The sequence below is a fragment of the Leptospira gomenensis genome (assembly GCF_004770155.1).
In the GTDB taxonomy this organism is placed as follows: domain Bacteria; phylum Spirochaetota; class Leptospiria; order Leptospirales; family Leptospiraceae; genus Leptospira; species Leptospira gomenensis.
On sequence record NZ_RQFA01000048.1, the window covers coordinates 114,908 to 132,106 of the forward strand.

At 45.3% G+C, this 17,199-nt stretch carries 18 protein-coding genes; 9 read left to right on the forward strand and 9 right to left on the reverse strand.

Features of this window, described 5'->3' with window-relative positions:
* Positions 1–71: 71 nt before the first annotated feature.
* Both EHQ17_RS12190 and EHQ17_RS12195 read right to left on the reverse strand, forming a co-directional pair.
* Positions 72–2,669: a tetratricopeptide repeat protein gene (locus tag EHQ17_RS12190; protein WP_167881191.1), complete on the reverse strand. Its 2,598-nt coding sequence runs from the start codon at positions 2,667–2,669 to the stop codon at positions 72–74.
* 6 nt (positions 2,670–2,675) lie between these two features.
* Positions 2,676–3,683, reverse strand: a complete 1,008-nt coding sequence (locus EHQ17_RS12195; protein ID WP_135593980.1) for an NAD(P)H-dependent glycerol-3-phosphate dehydrogenase — start codon at positions 3,681–3,683, stop codon at positions 2,676–2,678.
* Positions 3,684–3,807: 124 nt separating this feature from the next.
* Between EHQ17_RS12195 and EHQ17_RS12200 the strand changes: the two genes are divergently transcribed.
* The 5 genes from EHQ17_RS12200 to recG all read left to right on the forward strand — a co-directional run bounded on the left by EHQ17_RS12200 (position 3,808) and on the right by recG (position 8,868).
* Complete coding sequence (locus EHQ17_RS12200) at positions 3,808–4,497, forward strand: hypothetical protein (RefSeq protein WP_135593982.1); 690 nt, start codon at positions 3,808–3,810, stop codon at positions 4,495–4,497.
* Between the two features lie 113 nt (positions 4,498–4,610).
* Complete coding sequence (locus tag EHQ17_RS12205; protein WP_135593984.1) at positions 4,611–5,612, forward strand: metallophosphoesterase family protein; 1,002 nt, start codon at positions 4,611–4,613, stop codon at positions 5,610–5,612.
* Between the two features lies 1 nt (position 5,613).
* Positions 5,614–6,291 carry a hypothetical protein gene (locus tag EHQ17_RS12210; protein ID WP_135593986.1) on the forward strand — a complete coding sequence of 226 codons (678 nt, stop codon included), beginning with the start codon at positions 5,614–5,616 and terminating at the stop codon, positions 6,289–6,291.
* Entirely contained in the window at positions 6,288–6,710 is a 423-nt protein-coding gene (locus EHQ17_RS12215) for a hypothetical protein (RefSeq protein WP_135593988.1), read from the forward strand. Before EHQ17_RS12210 ends, EHQ17_RS12215 begins: the two co-directional genes overlap by 4 nt.
* Positions 6,691–8,868, forward strand: a complete 2,178-nt coding sequence (gene recG / locus EHQ17_RS12220; RefSeq protein ID WP_135593990.1) for an ATP-dependent DNA helicase RecG — start codon at positions 6,691–6,693, stop codon at positions 8,866–8,868. Before EHQ17_RS12215 ends, recG begins: the two co-directional genes overlap by 20 nt.
* 124 nt (positions 8,869–8,992) lie before the next feature.
* Here recG and EHQ17_RS12225 read toward each other — a convergent pair whose 3' ends face one another.
* Positions 8,993–9,340, reverse strand: coding sequence for a TIGR04452 family lipoprotein (locus EHQ17_RS12225; RefSeq protein ID WP_135593992.1), 348 nt, complete (start codon positions 9,338–9,340; stop codon positions 8,993–8,995).
* A 240-nt stretch (positions 9,341–9,580) separates the two neighbouring features.
* On the opposite strand from EHQ17_RS12225, the gene EHQ17_RS12230 reads away from it, so the two are divergent.
* Positions 9,581–10,333 (forward strand): M15 family metallopeptidase, encoded by a 753-nt coding sequence (locus tag EHQ17_RS12230; protein ID WP_135593994.1) that lies wholly within the window; start codon positions 9,581–9,583, stop codon positions 10,331–10,333.
* 117 nt (positions 10,334–10,450) lie between these two features.
* Here EHQ17_RS12230 and galE read toward each other — a convergent pair whose 3' ends face one another.
* Both galE and lpxA read right to left on the reverse strand, forming a co-directional pair.
* A complete protein-coding gene (gene galE / locus EHQ17_RS12235) occupies positions 10,451–11,431 on the reverse strand; it encodes a UDP-glucose 4-epimerase GalE (RefSeq protein ID WP_135593996.1) in 981 nt (326 codons plus the stop codon).
* Positions 11,428–12,207, reverse strand: a complete 780-nt coding sequence (lpxA, locus tag EHQ17_RS12240; protein ID WP_135593998.1) for an acyl-ACP--UDP-N-acetylglucosamine O-acyltransferase — start codon at positions 12,205–12,207, stop codon at positions 11,428–11,430. The genes galE and lpxA overlap by 4 nt, the downstream gene beginning before the upstream one ends.
* 147 nt (positions 12,208–12,354) lie before the next feature.
* Here lpxA and EHQ17_RS12245 point away from each other — a divergent pair, with 147 nt between their 5' ends.
* From EHQ17_RS12245 to EHQ17_RS12255, 3 genes are all read left to right on the forward strand, one after another.
* The gene (locus tag EHQ17_RS12245; protein WP_135594000.1) at positions 12,355–12,705 is read left to right on the forward strand and encodes an Hpt domain-containing protein; all 351 of its coding nucleotides are present in this window, start codon (positions 12,355–12,357) and stop codon (positions 12,703–12,705) included.
* An 85-nt stretch (positions 12,706–12,790) separates the two neighbouring features.
* Entirely contained in the window at positions 12,791–13,216 is a 426-nt protein-coding gene (locus EHQ17_RS12250) for a hypothetical protein (RefSeq protein ID WP_135594002.1), read from the forward strand.
* Positions 13,213–13,632, forward strand: a complete 420-nt coding sequence (locus EHQ17_RS12255) for a hypothetical protein (protein ID WP_135594004.1) — start codon at positions 13,213–13,215, stop codon at positions 13,630–13,632. Before EHQ17_RS12250 ends, EHQ17_RS12255 begins: the two co-directional genes overlap by 4 nt.
* Before the next feature lie 88 nt (positions 13,633–13,720).
* Here EHQ17_RS12255 and EHQ17_RS12260 read toward each other — a convergent pair whose 3' ends face one another.
* From EHQ17_RS12260 to zapE, 4 genes are all read right to left on the reverse strand, one after another.
* Positions 13,721–14,863 (reverse strand): N-acetylneuraminate synthase family protein, encoded by a 1,143-nt coding sequence (locus tag EHQ17_RS12260; protein ID WP_135594006.1) that lies wholly within the window; start codon positions 14,861–14,863, stop codon positions 13,721–13,723.
* A 70-nt stretch (positions 14,864–14,933) separates the two neighbouring features.
* Positions 14,934–15,731 (reverse strand): 3-methyl-2-oxobutanoate hydroxymethyltransferase, encoded by a 798-nt coding sequence (gene panB / locus EHQ17_RS12265; RefSeq protein ID WP_135594008.1) that lies wholly within the window; start codon positions 15,729–15,731, stop codon positions 14,934–14,936.
* On the reverse strand, positions 15,715–16,164 hold the full coding sequence (folK, locus tag EHQ17_RS12270) for a 2-amino-4-hydroxy-6-hydroxymethyldihydropteridine diphosphokinase (RefSeq protein WP_135594010.1): 450 nt from the start codon (positions 16,162–16,164) through the stop codon (positions 15,715–15,717). Before folK ends, panB begins: the two co-directional genes overlap by 17 nt.
* Positions 16,161–17,018, reverse strand: a complete 858-nt coding sequence (gene zapE / locus EHQ17_RS12275; RefSeq protein WP_135594012.1) for an AFG1/ZapE family ATPase — start codon at positions 17,016–17,018, stop codon at positions 16,161–16,163. Before zapE ends, folK begins: the two co-directional genes overlap by 4 nt.
* Between the last annotated feature and the right edge of the window lie 181 nt (positions 17,019–17,199).

Genomic DNA, 17,199 nt, shown 5'->3' on the forward strand with positions numbered 1-17,199 from the left:
ACCGTGGATTTTATCGAATCAACGTTTTGAAAAAACGCTCGCTCGAAGTACCGATTCGAAATTGGGAAGAATCATTCGATATGTTTGCGGATTCGAATTCCTCGAAACGAAGGCTCCGGATCGTTCGTTTCCTGCGAAAGTTTTTCCAAAAGGTTTATGTCCGATTCTGAATTTAGATCCAACGACTTGGTGTAATACATACGTTGCACTCCCGAATTGATCCAAAAGGAAACCCAATCCAGAAAATCCTCCGATCGTCCTTTCCATCCATTGCCGCTCAACGAATCCCGCGTAAAAATCAGACGTTCCGGAGTATTTCTAAAATCGTAACGCCGATGCAATCTCGAAAAGCGGATCGTATCTTCTCCGCAACTCCACGAATATTCGTTGAGATTCGCAGGTGAATTGTCCTCCACCTTGAGATTCCAAACCAAAAACGAACGCGTTCCCGTCAAAAGTTTATTCCCTTCCAAATAGGGAGCGCCCGTCTTTTCGAAGTTCGGCTTGTTCGCGTTTCCTGCGTTTCCACAATCTCCGATATAAACTCGTTCGGACTTTGCCGCGTCGTCCCTTCTGGAGAATTTCGTGAACAAGCGGAAATCCGTTTCGGGAAATTCCTTTCTCAGATAATCGAAGGATTCCATTCCCGAAACGTTGAGATAAATCTGAACGCTGTCCCGTTTCGAAGACGATTCGATCAAAGACTTCAAAACTCCCTGGACCGAAAAAGACGACGCCGACTCGGAAGGAATTTCCTTTACTTCCAACTCGTGGAATTCGGCCGGTTTCCAAAAAATATAAGTTCGTTTGTCCCGAACAAAAACGCTTAAAACGGGAATATGCGATTTTTTGATTTCCTGATTGCGAAACGGATCCAACTCATCCATAAGACGGGCCACTTCCGTTTTGCGGATTTCGGATCGGCTCGAGCTGAGATGTTCCTTCGGTCCGGGATAAAACCCTCGAAAGGAGGAAATCCTCCGGCTCGTATCCAGAATAGAAACGAGCGTGTTCGGATACGCGTTGTTGCCCATCACTTCTTTTTGTTCCAATCGGGATAAGAACCCCAAAAGTTCCAGCGTATGTCCGTGAAGAATGTAGTAGTTGATCGCCGCGTCCGTAAACTCGCGGATCCCGTATACTGCTGGAAGATAATTTTTCAATTGAAGAAGCATGTCGTCCGGACTTCTTTGAATCGTAATCGCGACCGCCTGATCCAAAGCGCCTTTGACCGTTTTTTGGGATCTGGATTCCTTATGAGAATAAAACAAACCCGTAAGACGAATCCATTCCTCCGTATAAACCGGATCCGCTCCTTTCAAAATTCCGTACGCCTTCGTGAATTCTATGATCGCCTTTCTAAGATCGTTTTTTTTGTAATGGATAAAACCGTTTAACAACGTCGAGGCGTATTCCACTCGTTTCCAACCTTTGCTCTGCGCGAGAAAGGTGATCTCGGTAGCCATCTTACCCGCTACGTCGGGTTCGTCGTTCATCAGAATTTGGATGATACGCAGACGGGTGAACAAATCGTCTTCGGTGAGATTTTTCGGAGTGGAAACGGACTTCAAAGCGTCCACCGCCTTAAAGGAACTCTTCGATCTCCAAATCGCCATCGAAATGAGATCCCGCGCGCTGTTGATGGAGATCGGTTCTCCCAAAAACGGATTCAAAATGGAGGAAGACCATTCCAAAAAATCCAGATTGAGATAGTATTCCAGAGATTTCTTATATTCTTGATTGAGATAAGCGATGGTTCCCAGTTTCAGATAGAGCTGGTTTTTATAGGCGGTTTTGGGATCCGGATGATATTTGAGAATGTAATCCAACACTTTTTCCGCGGAAACAAGATCTCCTCCGATGAGATAATAATAAGCCAATTTCTCGTAGGAATATCCCACGATTCTTCCGTTTAAATTTTCGGAGATGATGAGGATCTTTTGAAAATGAACCGCTTCCCGGGAAAGTCCGAGCTCCGCGAGTTGATCCGCGATATTAAAAATAAAATTGCTTAAAAAGGGAATGTATTTCAGTTCCGGATCTTCGAGAAACGGCGCAAGGGTTCGGTTTAAATTCAGATATTCCCGTTCGTGCGACTTTGCATCCGATTTAAAATCGGAAAGATATTTTTTCAAACGCAACGTTTTACAAAGAGAGTAATATACGTTCTTACGCGAACACTTGACGTTTTCGGAGGTTTTTTTTTCGAAAACGGTTTGATCGAACCCTTCGGCCAAGTCCTTTAAATACGGGGATTTTTCGTTTTTGATAAACTGAGTCAAAAGCGCACGGGAAGATTCCTTGGAACTAAAATTCAATTCTTTTAATATTCTCAGGAAAATCCCCCCCAACACCAGTTCCGGTTCCGCGTCCGCTCCGGAAATAAGTTTGAGCAAGGCTTCGTGTCGTCTAACGTCTTTGTTGAGAATATAATATTCTCCAGCGTAAAAAAGGTAATCAGTCTTTTCCAAAAGGGAAAAGTTATCCGGAAAAGGACGAACTTCGTTTGCGGATTGAAAAACGGTTTTACCGTTTAGATTAAAGGAGAAACCTTCGGAACTTTTCGCCCAACCGAATTCCTGTTTGGATTGCGAGAATACGGCGGAAGAAAGGATAAAGAAACAGTTTACGAAGATTAAAAAACTGAATTTATACGAAAAGAGTTTCAAAGTGGATCAAACGGAAACGCCTTCTCTTTTCAGATCGCGTTTCATTAAGTCTTTCACAACTTCTTTCGGATTCTTACCTTCGTAAAGCATTTTATAAACTTCGTTGGTGATTGCCATTTCGATTCCCAACTTCTGGGAAAGTTCGTACGCGCTCTTAGTAGTTTTAACGCCCTCAGCTACTTCGTTCATGCTCGCAAGAATCTGTTCCAACGTTTCCCCTTGACCCAAACGAAAACCGACCGTTCTATTTCTGGATTGTTCTCCGCAACAGGTCAAAATTAAATCTCCCATTCCCGAAGGCCCGAGAAAGGTCATAGGATCCGCTCCGAGTTTTAAACCGATCTTCGTGATTTCGTTCAAACCTCTCGTGATCAAAGCGGCCCTCGTATTCTGACCGAAGCCGAGTCCGTCACTCACACCGGCGGCCAACGCGATCACGTTTTTTAAGGAACCTCCGACTTCCACTCCTACCACGTCCGGAGTCCAATACGTTCTAAAATATAGGAAGCTAAAGATTTCCTGAACTTTGCGCGCGGTTGCTTCGTTTTTGGAAGCGATACTTACGATCGTCGGAACTTTTTGTATGATCTCTTTTGCGAAGGAAGGGCCGGAAAGATAGGAAAGATACGCGTGAAATTTTCCCGGCAATTCGGATTCGAAAATTTCCGAGACAAGGCGCAAAGTTCCGTTTTCGATTCCCTTGCTCGCCGATACGATGGGAACTTTTTCGGGAAGATATCCCTTGATCTCGCGCAGAATTTCGGTCAACGCGTGCGAAGGAGGAGAGGACACGATCATATCCTTTCCTTCCACCACCGCGCGCAAATCCTTGTTCGCGGTTAACTTTTCGGGAAGAACGAAATTCGGAAGGTGTTTGTTGTTGATATGATCGCGATTGATGCTTTCCACTTGCGAATCGTTTCTGCACCAAAGAGCGACGTCATATCCCTTGTCCGCCAAAAGACTTCCTAATGCGGTTCCAAAACTTCCCGATCCGATCACTCCGATTTTCATGCAAGCTCCTCTCCGATATCTTTCTTCGAAAAAAAAACGAATCGTCCTTCGACGGAATCATTCCCGACTTGGAATCAATAATTTAGTTTACTCTTCTTTACCCGCAAACTATTTTTGATCTCCCATGCTCAATTTGAGGAAACTCATCGGTTTTAATCCTCTGGAAATTTTTACCGGATTCTCTTCGGATAAGGAAAATCAAAAGAGCAATTATAAGATCACTCTCAAACTCCATTCTCTTAACAAAATCCTGAAAAAGAAAATTCTGGAAACGCAGGACCAGCTCGAATCCCTGGAATTCGATTCCGGAAACGGGGTTCTAATCCTCACCGGCCATTTTTCGATCAAGGGTCTTTTCTGGTCACGGCTTTTAAAAACGGATTCCGTGGATTACAAAGTGACGTTAACTCCCGTTCGAGTTATACAAAATCAGGTGCGTTTGCAGATTCAATCCTTCCGGTTGTTCAGCCATACTCCGCGTAAGTTGGATCCGATCCGGATCTTTTCCAAAATATTCCAATTCCATAGAAGATTGATTTTGGAAACGATCGTCGAAGAAATTCCGGAGATTCTCCGTTTGACCGGAATCCGAAATCTTATCGTCGTAAACATGAATTATTTTCTTTCCGAAATTCCAGATCTCGCCGGAGCGATCACCATCCAAAAGGTGATTCCAGAAAAAGGAAACGTATTTCTTTTCGTCAGATCCGGAACGATTCTCAAACCCTTACTCGATTTTTTCGGACCGGAATATATCCGGATCGAACCGATTTCCGAAAATGAGGATTCCCTTCTGCTTCTCTGGAGAGACTAATCTTTAGAAAGGTTGGACATTTCGCAACCGTTTCGTAAACTGAGTGTACCGCCTTTTTCCGTTAGAAGAAAGACTGTAGCGTAAAGGAGACGGTGGTTCTTCGGAAGAATGAAATGAAAATCATCTATCTTACTGATATTCACGACGGCCTACGCGGTTTGAAGGAAATTCTCCAACAGACCGAAGCGGATCTTTATCTTTTTTCCGGAGATATCATTTACAAAGCCTTCTTTAGCACGGATCGCATCATAGAATTCTGTACGATTCAGGAAGAGATGTATCGAGTCTCCAAAGATCAAAAAGAGGAGATCAACGCGTACGATTACGCGACGCGCGCGATTCGATTCCCCGAAAAATACAACGCCGACATCGTGGAAAAATCGAAAGAATACAGAACCCTCTTTCATCAGGCCGCAAAAACGATGAAGGAAAAATACGAACTGATAGAAACCATCATCCAAAAATATTCAAGGGCTCCGGTCCGCGTTCTTCCGGGAAACTACGACATCGATCTTCAATACAGCGCGCTTTATGAAAGGGACATTCATCGTAAGACCTTCGAACAGGACGGATATAAATTCGCAGGTTACGGAGGAGCTCCGATCGTCACTTCCGGAATTCCCGAAAAGCTCGCCGTTAAATTCCACGAATATACGAGAAACGGAAAAAGTTACAGCGAACCCGAGGATTTTTTTAAGGAAGAACAACCGGACATAGTGGTCATCCACAATCCTCCGTACGGATTTTTGGACAAAATTCCGAACTACGGCAACGTGGGTTCGCAAGGAATTCGAAGATATTTGGACGACTACCATCCTGCGCTGGTCGTTTCCGGCCACGTTCACGAAGACCAGGGAATTCTAAAAAAAGGAAAAACCGTCTTCTTAAATCCTTCCAACTTCGGAGCGGTGGATTCCGTTTTCGGATTTCAACCCGGAGGATTTTTCTCGGAAATAATTTTAGAAAATGGGCTTGTAGAAACCGTAAAGTTGAATAGACTGGTGGACCACAAAATTCGCCCGTTAATGGAAATTGATTGTAAAGGCAACGTACCCGTAGTGGTTTCTGTTAGCCGGGATTCGGAGGTGTCGGCGGAAGATTTTGTGAGAGTCTGACATGACAATCTCAGGTTTTAAAAACAATCCGACGATTCGAAAATTCACCGGTCTCAAACGTTACTTCCGTTCCCACGAGACGAGCGTCTCCCGCGAAAGGATCGAAGATTTCAAAAAATTCTCCAAACTCATAAACTACGGCGGGGACGTGGTAGCGTTCGACATCCTCGGTTCTCTCAACTTCGGACAGGCTACAGCGGAATCGGATACGGATATTGTGATGTACACACAATGCGAAAATTCGAAAATGGGCGAGTGTGGTATGGAGAATTGTTATAAGATCTCCCTTTTTAAACATCTGTTTATGAATCTGGTCACGTACGAACACAATAAACACGCCTATAAACTGGAAATCGTAGACTGCATCAATCTCAATCAATTGGAAGAAGACATCCGTTTAAATAAGGAAGATTCAGAATTAGTAATACGTTTTTGTTTTTATCGATCGATTTGCAGAGGCGTAAACCGCAAACTACTGAGAAAATACGAACAACAAATCGGCGCGAACATTCCTTTCAGCAACGCAATGGAACAATCCATAGAGAACTGTTTTAACGGAATCGTCCAGACATCGCAACATACCTATTCGTTTCACAAATATTCGCACCGACTTCAGGATAAGGGAATCGGGCTTCCTTCGACGATGGCGGCTAAAATCAAGGAATACCTCAAACAATGACCGGATTTTTTACCGTTATGCTCTGTTTGGGAGTGGCCGCCGTCTTTTTTCATCTTCTTTCTTCCGTGGACAACAAGCGACTCGATAAAGCCGCTAAAAAAAGGGAAGCCGAAAATCCGAATTCGAGGGAATACGGGGACCCCAAAAAAGTTTACGGAAAAAATTGGGATCCCGATCTGCCTAAACCGAGAATCTGTCCCATCTGCGGAAAATACTTGCAAAAAACCGAATATTTGTATGCCGTTATTTCGGAACCGCCCGCATTAGGAATCAAACGACACGCGAAAATTTTCGGATGTAGATATTGTTATCTCGGATTGGAGACCGAATCTCCCGGCGAATCGAAGAACGCGGATCTTCGGTCCGTAAACTACGAACAAACTCCCACCCAAATCAAGGATGAAGAACTCGGTCTCTAAAACGGAACAAACGAGCGCGCAAATCGGACTTCTATCTCCGGTAACGGTAATCAAAGGAGTCGGCCCCGCCAAAGCCGCGGCGCTTTCTTCGATAGGAATCATTACGCTCCAGGATTTACTCAATTTCTTTCCGAGAAGATATTTGGATCGAAACCTAACGGAAAACGTACTTTTAAAAACGGGAGAAACCGTAACACTCGTATTGGAGGTCGTAGACGCCTACCTCGCGCACGGAAAAAAGTCCAGATTGGTCGTCGGCGCAAAAACCAGAAATAACGAACGTGTTTCCGTCGTTTTCTTTCGCGGTGTGAATTTTTTTCAGAGGTTATTCCAACCCGGAACAACGTTAGTCGCAACGGGAAAACTGGAATACTTTCGGGGATTTCAACTCATACATCCTGATTATGAAATTCTCACGAATGCGGTCAAACCGACGAACTCGACCAACCTTTCCGATTCCAAAAAAAAGGGAACGGACGAACCGGAAGAAGAACTGGCCGAACTTCCGGAAATGATACACGCGGGCCGCATTATACCCTTATATCCTTCGGGTGAATCCTTAAAATCGGAAGGTTTGGATTCCAGGGGATTCCGGAAAATCCTCTACCTCGCTTTGGAAAAACTGCGTGGAAATATTCCGGAAATACTTCCGGAAAAGATAGTCACCAAACGTAAATTAGTCGCCCGTGAGGAATCGTATCGAGAAATACATTTTCCCGAGGACGAAACATCGCTGGAAAACGCGAGATACAGACTCAAATACGAAGAGTTGTTCTACTTCAATCTTCTGATCGAACACAAAAAAAAGGAAAGAGAAAAGATCAAACGTGTACTTTGGCCTCTGCCCGAATCGAAAACGGCGGAGAACGTCCGCGCCAATTTACCTTTTCGACTTACGGAAGATCAGGATTCGGCTTTGAAAAAAATCACGGAGTTGACCGCAAAGGAACAACCTACTGCGGTTTTATTACAGGGAGACGTCGGATCGGGAAAGACGTTAGTCGCTCTTTTAACTGCGCTCCGTTATCTGGACAATCAGATTCAGGTTTGTATGGTAGCTCCGACCGAAATTCTCGCCAGACAACATTATCAGACGATTCTCTCCTTTATGGGCAATATGCCTTTCTTAGGGATCGAGTTACTAGTGGGGAAAGAGCCGAAAAAAAACCGATACGAAAAATTATATCGAATCAAAAAAGGGGACACGTTATTCGTCATTGGAACCCACAGCGTTTTCCAGGAAGACGTAGTTTTTTCCGATCTCGGCCTGGTGATCATCGACGAACAGCATAAATTCGGGGTCGATCAAAGGGAAACGCTCCGATCCAAGGGAAAAAATCCCGATATCCTAGCCATGACCGCTACGCCGATTCCTAGGACGTTGTGCCTAACGTTATACGGCGATTTGGATCTTCTTACGATCAAATCCAAACCAAAAGGAAGAATGCCGATCCAGACAAAATGGTTTCAGGAGGATCGGCGCGAAGGAGTATACAAGTCGATCCGCAAATATGTATCTTCCGGAAGACAATGTTATATCGTTTATCCTTTGGTGGAGGAATCCGAAAAGGTCGATCTAAAGTCTTGTATCGAAGCCTATGAACAACTCAAACACGAAATTTTTCCCGATTTCGAAGTCGGCCTCGTACACGGTAAAATGGAGGCGGACGAAAAAGATCGCGTGATGAAGGAATTTTCGAAAAACGGAATTCAAATCCTCGTATCGACAACGGTAATCGAAGTCGGGATCGACGTTCCCAACGCTACTGTCATGGTAATAGAACACGCGGATCGTTTCGGAATTTCACAACTTCATCAGTTACGCGGACGCGTAGGCAGAGGGGATCAGGAAAGTTTTTGCGTTCTAATGACGGATTCGAAAGTCACCGACGACGCAAAGATTCGTTTGGAAGCGATGGTCGATCTTTCCGACGGCTTCGCGTTATCCGAAATCGATCTAAAACTCCGGGGACCGGGAGAATTACTCGGCGTGCGACAAAGCGGCCTACCAGACTTCAGAATCGCCGACCTCCGGGAAGACTCCGGCCTGATAGAACTGACGAGAGAGGACGCGACTTCTTTCGGAAATCCGGGCGACCTGGAAAAGACGGAAATCCGCGGAAGATTCAGCGAAGGTCGTCTTCTGTTTTCGAATTAAAAAAGCGCGCTCTGCGGATCTTTCTCCGAAAAGCGCGCTTTCTACTTAATAATTTAATAATAAACTAAATTACTATTAAATGAAAATTCGGTTCGGAGCTAAGATCCTCCTGCCGAACGACTTACTAATAAACGTACCAGAGAACGTATTCTCTCGGTTCCAAATCGCAATTAAATCCGCCGATATTCACCGTAGCCAAATTGATGATCAAAGCGGAATTGGCGCACTCGTCCACGTCCGTCTTTTTGTAATAACGATCCTCGTCCACTTTCGCGAGCTGCGGCGCCAAAACAGCGATTACCGCTGTGTTATCGGGACCTGCGATCGCTCCGATCAACGCGCTCGTAAGAATTTGGTTTTTAGCCTCGGTCCCGGAAACGGTATCGGGAATCGTAAGACCGATCGTATCGAAAAGGTAACAGTTTGTGAGAAGCAGAAACGGAATCGAAAACGCGATAAACCTCTTTTTCATCGAAAGAATCTCCTTAATAATTTTTTTACTAAAATCCAACCGTCGATTCGGATGCAAAGCCTTTCTTAAAAAAACGTATCGATTCGAACCGATTACGATCTTATAATTTAGCACCCGAGCCGATTTCGGATTCTCGACTATCGTATCGGTCATTCAAGTATTTTTCAAAACGAAGGAATCCGTTCCGAACGGCAAAAACCATTGCATAGAAGTTTAAATCCTGCATTCTGGCATCCAGATATGAAAGTTTTCCTAGTTCCAGTTTTACTTTCTCTCATAACCGCTTCCGTGTTCGCACAAACCGCGAACGTTGCCAGAATATCCGGAGAATCCTACGTTCTCGGCGATTTCAAACAGGAAGAATTCCTCGTTCCTTATTCCAATCCGGGAGAATCCAGGGTTCATTATTTGAGAAAAGAAACCTTGGAGAAACTTTTGGAGCTGTTCGACGCCTATCAAAGGGAAAATCCGGAGGAAAAACAAAAGCCGTTCGTGGTTTCCGCCTTCCGCTCTTTTAAGGACCAAAAAGGGATTTGGGAGGAAAAATATACGGGAAAACGGAAAATGCGCCAGCCGGTTAAGGGAAAAACTCCGCAAGAAATTATTTCTTTAATTTTGGAGTTTTCCAGCGCTCCCGGAACGTCCAGACATCACTGGGGAACCGACGTCGATCTCAACGCATTAGAAAATTCTTATTTTGAAAAAGGCGGGAAAGGGGAAAAATTCTATCTCTGGATGACCAAACACGCAAAACGTTTCGGATTCTGCCAACCCTACTCCGTGAAATCCTTACGATCAAACAAAGGGTATAACGAAGAAAAATGGCACTGGTCGTACGCGCCGATCGCGAATAAATTGCAGGAAGATTGGGTTCGCCTGTTTAAGGACGGAAAAATCGGATGGAACGGTAAATTTTTGGGCGCGGAATTTTTAGGCGAACTTCCCTTGGAATTCGTAACGTACGTAAATCCGGATTGTAAATCGATCCGTTAACCGACACCGCAATCGGACTCTTCTCCAAAACGAAGCGGAAACACCTATGTTTTCGCGGTCGCGTTCTTTGCGATAGTAATCCGAAATTCCGGAATGTCGCCTAACAAGAAAACTACGTCATTCGACGATCGCGGGATTTTGATACACGTCCCACATCGTTTTTAATAGAGTCTTAGCGTCGCTGAATTCGGGCGACCATTGCAACAATTCCCGAGCCAAAGAGGAGGAGGCCAAAAGTTCGGCCGGATCTCCCGCCCTTCTTCCCGAAATTTTATGAGGAATCGGTCTTCCGACCACTTCTTCCGCAAGACGGATCATTTCTAAAACGGAATATCCTTTTTCCGAACCGAGATTCACCGTAAGGGATTTTTTTTCGGATTCCAAATATTCCAAACTCAAAACGTGCGCTTTGGCAAGGTCGCTAACATGAATATAATCGCGAACACAACTTCCGTCCGGAGTTTCGTAATCGGTTCCGAAAACCTCGAAACGTTCACGCATTCCCGAAGCCGCTTCCATGATGATCGGCAAAAGATTAGCGGGAGTCCGTTCCAATCCTCGAACTCTTCCCAAAGGATCGTAACCCGCCGCATTGAAATAACGAAGCGCGGCAAAATGAAATCCTTTTAGAGAAGCGTACCAACGCAAATTGTCTTCGATGGCTAATTTCGTATAACCGTAATAATTTTCCGGATGAAGCGGATGTTGTTCGTCCACGGGAAGATACTTCGGCGATCCGTAAACCGCGGCGGAAGAGGAAAAGATGATCCGTTTCGTTCCGGCCTTCTCCATAAAAGCCAACAACTGCAAAGTACCGCTGATGTTATTCAAAGCGTATTTGGAAGGATCGGTCATGGATTCTCCGGCGGCCTTCCACGCGGCGAAATGGAACACGGCGTCCACTGGTTTGCGGAATGCCTTTTCCAAAACGGACAAGTCCTGTAAATCTCCCTGAATCAACTCCACGCCCGGAAAAAGGTTGGCACGATTCCCTTTTTCCAGATTGTCCACGATCAGAAGTTCGTGTTTTTTTTCGAGTAATAAGGCGACGACGTGACTACCGATATAACCCGCGCCGCCGGTAATTAATAATCTCACCGGTGATCCGTAACTCCCCTATCGCTATCTCTAAAGAATTTTATAATATACTTAACTTGATCGATTAGATTTCCGGAGGCTTCCAATTCGTCCAAAGCCTTTCTGGTGGTAAGGCCGGAGTGATAGATGACCTTATACGCGTGTTTGATCGCGTTTCTCACCTCCGGAGAAAAACCGGCCCGTTTCATTCCCACGCTATTGAGACCGACAACGGTGCTCGGATTTCCGTCCACGGTGGAATAAGGAGGGACGTCCTGGACCACTTTGGCAAGTCCGGCGACCATCGCGTAATCTCCGACGAAACAGAACTGATGCACTCCCGCCAAACCGGAGATAAACGAGAAATTCCCCAAAGTAACGTGCCCCGCAAGAACACATCCGTGGGTGAGAATATTATTATTTCCGAGAATACAATCGTGACCGACGTGCGAGTTCCCCATAAAATAATTCTTGTTACCGATCACGGTGGGGGAATCCTCTTTCGTACCTTTGTGGATGTTCGAATATTCCCGAAAGATGTTATGATCGCCGATCACCGTTTTCGTAAGAAGCTGCTGATTAAAACCCAGATCCTGAGGCATAACTCCGATAACGGCGCCCTGATGAAACCGGTTGAATTTTCCGATCTCCGAACCCGCACAGATTTTTACGTGACTTTCGATCACGGTTCCTTCCTGAATGGAAACGTTACCTTCTATGATGGAGTAAGGGCCAACCTCTACGGATTCGTGCAATTCGGCCCTCGGGTCGATAATCGCGGTCGGATGTATTTTCATTGAGACCTCTCTTCGATTCTAAAATACAAAAATCGACTCGGCTTTTTTGTTCAAGCTTTTAAAGATGTCCTGAACGATCGTAACTTTTACCCAAAAGTGGTTGTATAATTCGGAAAACGATACGAACGTTGAAACGAGGTTTGAACCATGCTTGTGGACTGGAACAGATTGGATTCTCTGAAACAGGGAGACGATGAAGAGGAAATCGCTTGGTTAAAAGAGATGGTGGAATCTCTGTTGACGAACATGGAAGTCAGGATTCAAAACATAGTTCGTTTTGCCGAAGAAAAACAGGAAGCCTCGCTTCAAGGAGAACTTCACCAAACGAAAGGCGTCTCCGCGAACTTCGGATTGGAAGATCTCCGCGCCTTGGTCGCCGAAGCGGAACAGTTTTTAAAGGCCGGAGATTTCGGATCTTGCAACGGCTTATGTTTGAAGTCGCCTTCCGTCTGGGAACAAACCCGTGTGGAATTGAAAAAAAAATTCGGAATCCCTTGATCGAAAACGATACGAGCCCTTTTTACGGTTTCGTTTTCATACGACTTAAAATTCAAAATCGAGAAACAAACACCTCTTACCGCCAATGATGAAATTTTTTATCGGATTTTTTTTGATCCTATTCGTACACACAAGTTGTGGCCCCGGAGGTTCCTGTGATTGTCCGGATAAAAATTCGCTCGGAATCGGGGGACTTTTGATGTTGGCCGTGGTCCAAATGCCTTACGATCAATTCGTAGGTTCCTGCGACGTTCCTTCTAAATCCTTTTGTATCGATTATGCGCCCTACTATCATATTTCCAAAGAGAGAACCTTATGTAAGGTTAGAAGCGGAACGTTCCGGGAATCCGCGTTATGCGCTCGCGGATCTCTCGTCGGAAAATGTACAGTCAATGTGGAATTCTCCCAACAAAAGCTGGAGATCCTCTACTATTCGTCGGCTCCCTTAGGTTGGAATTTTAATTCAGCAAAATCGGATTGTGAGTCAGCAAGGTTCGGAGTATTTCAATGAAAAGAATATCCTTTGCGGCCATTCTACTTTTTGCGTCTTTGCTCGTTGCGTATTCCTTCTGTCTTTTCCCGATGCAGGCTTGCAGTTGCGAGCCGCGAAAAGCGGACAACATTCTTTCGACGTTCGCCTTAATGAGCCCCGACAGTTTCGCCGATACGTTGAGTTGTCAGGATGTAAATTCGTCATCTTGCGTCGAGTTTACGGAATTAGAATATACTTACGGAAGTTTGTATTGTCGATCACAGGGATTGAGGGAAACTGCACGCCCTTGTCCTTCCCAAAACGAAATAGCAATATGCAAGGATTTAAGCGGAGATATAAAAATCTCCTTATATTCCGACGGAGCACATCCGTATAACGACGCGACCGCGCAAACACAATGCGATTTATTGGAATTGGATTACGTCAAAAAGTGAGACTGAAAACGAATATTTAGAATATTCGTATTCTGAATTTGGAATATTTCGGAACTCCGTAGAATAAATACGGAGTTCCGACCTTAAATCACTTACCGGACTTCCGTTTTACGAAATAAGAATCAACGTCATCCGTGATCGGACGGATCGCTTCCTCGTATTTCAAAATGGATTGAACGGCCTTTTCGTAGATGCTCATCAAAAGCGCCTGAGCAGCGTCGCACATCTGTTCCTTTCTGAATTCCTCGACGTGAAGGGTTTCCGTGATCGAACCGTCCGGATTGAACGGCAACGAAGCAAGTAGATTGGAAATCACGATTTTATCGTCTCCGGCGACGTGGGACGGATCGTAGATCACGGGAAGAATCGTCTGATTTTTTACGTGAGTGATCACGTTCAAGTCCGGGGTGTTTCTGCAATAGCCTTCCTTGATAAAAAGGGTTTTCACTCCTCTTTCGCAGAGAACTATATTCAAATTTCCTTGATTAGCGATGTATTCCGCAGCGGAGAACCATTCCACCGCTTCGTTTCCGAAACCTCGTTTTAAAATCACGGGTCTTCCCGTCCGACCCACCGCTTCGAGAAGTTCGAAATCCTGCGCGTTTCGAGTTCCGATTTGGATCATATCCGCGTGTTTGGCGACTTCCTCGGCCATCGTATGATCCATAACTTCGGTAACGTAGGGAAGACCGGTTTCGGCCTTAACCTTATCCATCATCGCGATTCCTTCCCAACCGAGACCGCGCCAGTCGGTGGGACGAGTGCGCGGTTTAAACGCACCTCCACGGAAGATGATCCGATCCAAGATACCGTATTTTTTTCCGAGTTCGACCGCTTGTTTTGCGATCGTCAGCGTTTGTTCGTAGGTTTGCGGGGAATCCGGACCGACGATAAAGATATGTTTTCCCGTTCCGAATTTACGAACAAGCCCGTCGGGACCTTTTACTTCTACGATTCTCGTTTCTCTGTGAACCACCTCTCCGTTTTTACCGGCGGCGGTCTTTGCTATATTTTTATAAGGAATGGACACGTTCCAAATTTTAACTACCCCGGGGAGTTCTTTGACATAGCCTTCTTTTTCGGAAATCTTACGCGTATCTCCGATAAAATGAATCGTATCGGAAACCGCCGCTCCTCGGATGATTTCAGTCTGATTCCCGCATTCTTTTGCGAGGTCTTTGATTTTAGTCTCCGTATCCGGATGACCTTTTTCCAACTCAACTATGTCCACACTTCGCTCCGCACGGGATTTTCTCCCTTAGTAACAACCTTTTGTCGATTTGATTATCGTCAAGAATTCATCAGAAACTATGATCTTTCCCGGGAAACTCTTCGGATTTTATTTCTTTATGAAAATTTCCCACGGCATTCTTAACGATCGAATGTAGATCCGCGAATTTTTTTAGGAACTTAGGCTGAAAATTCGCATCCAATCCCAGCAGATCGTACAAAACCAAGACCTGCCCGTCACAATCCGGACCGGCTCCGATACCAATGGTCGGAACACCGAGCTCCAAGCTCGCCTTTTTACCGAGCTCCGCAGGAATCATTTCCAAAACCATGGAAAAAGCCCCGGCCTCGGAAATCGCCTCGGCTTCCCGAAGAAGTTTTGCACTCGATTCTTCTCCCTTACCTTGGATCTTATGTCCTCCGAAAACGTGAACACTTTGTGGAGTCAAACCGAGATGTCCCATAACGGGAACTCCGATCTGTTTCAGAATGGAAATCAACTCACAGATAAAATCCGAGCCGCCTTCGATTTTGACCGCGTCGCAATCGGTCTCCTTCATCATTCTTCCCGCGGAACGGATTCCCTCCTCGATCGAGGTTTGATAACTTAAAAAGGGAAGATCCGCGACGATGAACTTGTCGGGGGCGCCGCGTCGAACGGCCTTAGTATGATAGATCATTTCGTCCAAAGTCACCGGTAAGGTGCTCGTGTTTCCCTGAATCACCATACCGAGTGAATCCCCTACGAGAATGGAATCCACGTCGGTTTCGCTCAGAATTTTCGCGAAACTATAATCGTAACACGTAACGACGGAAATTTTTTCTTTCCCTTTTTTTTCGGGAGAATAAACCTTATGTACGTTTCTCATATTCGTCTCCGCTAAAACGTTCGTATAGGGAATCTTCCTGGATCTGTTTCAGGATTTCCCGGATAAAAGGACGGGTAAAAAGGGAATGGTGCGGAAGATGTAAACCTCGCGTGTGCATCCGAATCGTATCATAGGAAAGGATGTCAATGTCGATCTCCCTCGGACCTTTTTCGATCTCTCGGACCCGGCCCATTTCCTTTTCGATACGAAGCGCAACTTCCAAAAGTTCTTCCGGAGAAAACGTAGTTTCTATTTTCAGAATCTGATTTAGAAAATCGGGTTGATCCGTAACTTCCAGAGCCGCGGTGTTCAACGGTTCCGATTCTTTGATCACTTCGATTCCGACCGTGTTTTTGAGTTTACGGACCGCGATCCTTAAAAACTCGGTTCGGTTTCCGAGGTTGGAACCGAGGGAAAGAAAGGCTTGTTTCATAACTTACCTCCCGATTCGGAAAGTTTCAACCGATAATCCGCGCATTCCAGATGAATCTCCTTGGTCATTTCCTTCAGCCTGGAATAAATCCTTCCCTCCGCTTTATCCTTCCATTCCGCGGGGGAAGTGTTCGAAGTGATGATGGTGAGTTTTTCCTGTTCGTATCTCGCATCGATCAGATCGTATAATTTCGAGTTGGACCAATCGGATTCCTTTTGAACTCCGAAATCGTCTAACACCAATACTTCGACTTCTGCAAACATGGTTTCGATCGTTTTTTCCATTCCGTGCGTCTCGGAATCCTTCTGATACGTATCGCGAAGTGTGTTGAGAAAGTCTCGATTGATCTTGGCGTATTTACAATTCGTCTTATATCTAAAAATCAATTCGTTTAAAATGATACACGCAAGAAGCGTCTTCCCTGTGCCGGGTCCGCCCCAAAGATACAAACCTTGCGAATGTACGTCCGCGTCCGCCCAACGGTTCACCAAATCGTCCGCCCAATCGTGTGCGATCGTGAACGAAATTCCCACCGCGGGACTGTGATCCGCCTGATCGAGGGTCCGATAACGGTATTTCGGAGGAATTCCAGATTTTTTGAATATACTTTCCAAGGCCCCCAATTCCATTCTCGCGTTGTGACAAACACAGGGAACCATCTTCCTCGAAGTGTCGTCGTAGACTCTCCAAGGAGGTTTTCCCTGACAGGGACAATTCTCCGCAATACAACGACAAATGGAAAGAACTCCCGCGCTCGAACCGGGAACGTGTTCCGTAAGCGTAAATCCGACTCCTGCGCATTGCGGACAATCGGGGCTTCCTTCTCGAACGGGAGTGTATTTTTTGAGAATCATACTTGAATTCCAGTTTTTTCGACAAAAGGTTGAAGGAAAACCTTTTCTGAAACAAGAATCTGCTGGAAAAAAGCGGGGAATAAAAGAAAGTAGGAACTGCTTTTTTTGAACGATCAAAGTGAATCCAAGAAAAGGCCTCGAGCCTCCGAAAGAAAATCGACGTTTATGTCGCTTATTCGGA

Coding starts and splice junctions, on each gene's coding strand:
- folK (WP_135594010.1), bottom strand. CDS start 16,164: ATGAAACAAGCCTTTCTTTCCCTCGGTTCCAACCTCGGAAACCGAACC.
- EHQ17_RS12245 (WP_135594000.1), top strand. CDS start 12,355: ATGCTTGTGGACTGGAACAGATTGGATTCTCTGAAACAGGGAGACGAT.
- lpxA (WP_135593998.1), bottom strand. CDS start 12,207: ATGAAAATACATCCGACCGCGATTATCGACCCGAGGGCCGAATTGCAC.
- EHQ17_RS12195 (WP_135593980.1), bottom strand. CDS start 3,683: ATGAAAATCGGAGTGATCGGATCGGGAAGTTTTGGAACCGCATTAGGA.
- EHQ17_RS12255 (WP_135594004.1), top strand. CDS start 13,213: ATGAAAAGAATATCCTTTGCGGCCATTCTACTTTTTGCGTCTTTGCTC.
- EHQ17_RS12250 (WP_135594002.1), top strand. CDS start 12,791: ATGATGAAATTTTTTATCGGATTTTTTTTGATCCTATTCGTACACACA.
- recG (WP_135593990.1), top strand. CDS start 6,691: ATGAAGAACTCGGTCTCTAAAACGGAACAAACGAGCGCGCAAATCGGA.
- panB (WP_135594008.1), bottom strand. CDS start 15,731: ATGAGAAACGTACATAAGGTTTATTCTCCCGAAAAAAAAGGGAAAGAA.
- EHQ17_RS12225 (WP_135593992.1), bottom strand. CDS start 9,340: ATGAAAAAGAGGTTTATCGCGTTTTCGATTCCGTTTCTGCTTCTCACA.
- EHQ17_RS12200 (WP_135593982.1), top strand. CDS start 3,808: ATGCTCAATTTGAGGAAACTCATCGGTTTTAATCCTCTGGAAATTTTT.
- zapE (WP_135594012.1), bottom strand. CDS start 17,018: ATGATTCTCAAAAAATACACTCCCGTTCGAGAAGGAAGCCCCGATTGT.
- EHQ17_RS12205 (WP_135593984.1), top strand. CDS start 4,611: ATGAAAATCATCTATCTTACTGATATTCACGACGGCCTACGCGGTTTG.
- EHQ17_RS12210 (WP_135593986.1), top strand. CDS start 5,614: ATGACAATCTCAGGTTTTAAAAACAATCCGACGATTCGAAAATTCACC.
- EHQ17_RS12215 (WP_135593988.1), top strand. CDS start 6,288: ATGACCGGATTTTTTACCGTTATGCTCTGTTTGGGAGTGGCCGCCGTC.
- EHQ17_RS12230 (WP_135593994.1), top strand. CDS start 9,581: ATGAAAGTTTTCCTAGTTCCAGTTTTACTTTCTCTCATAACCGCTTCC.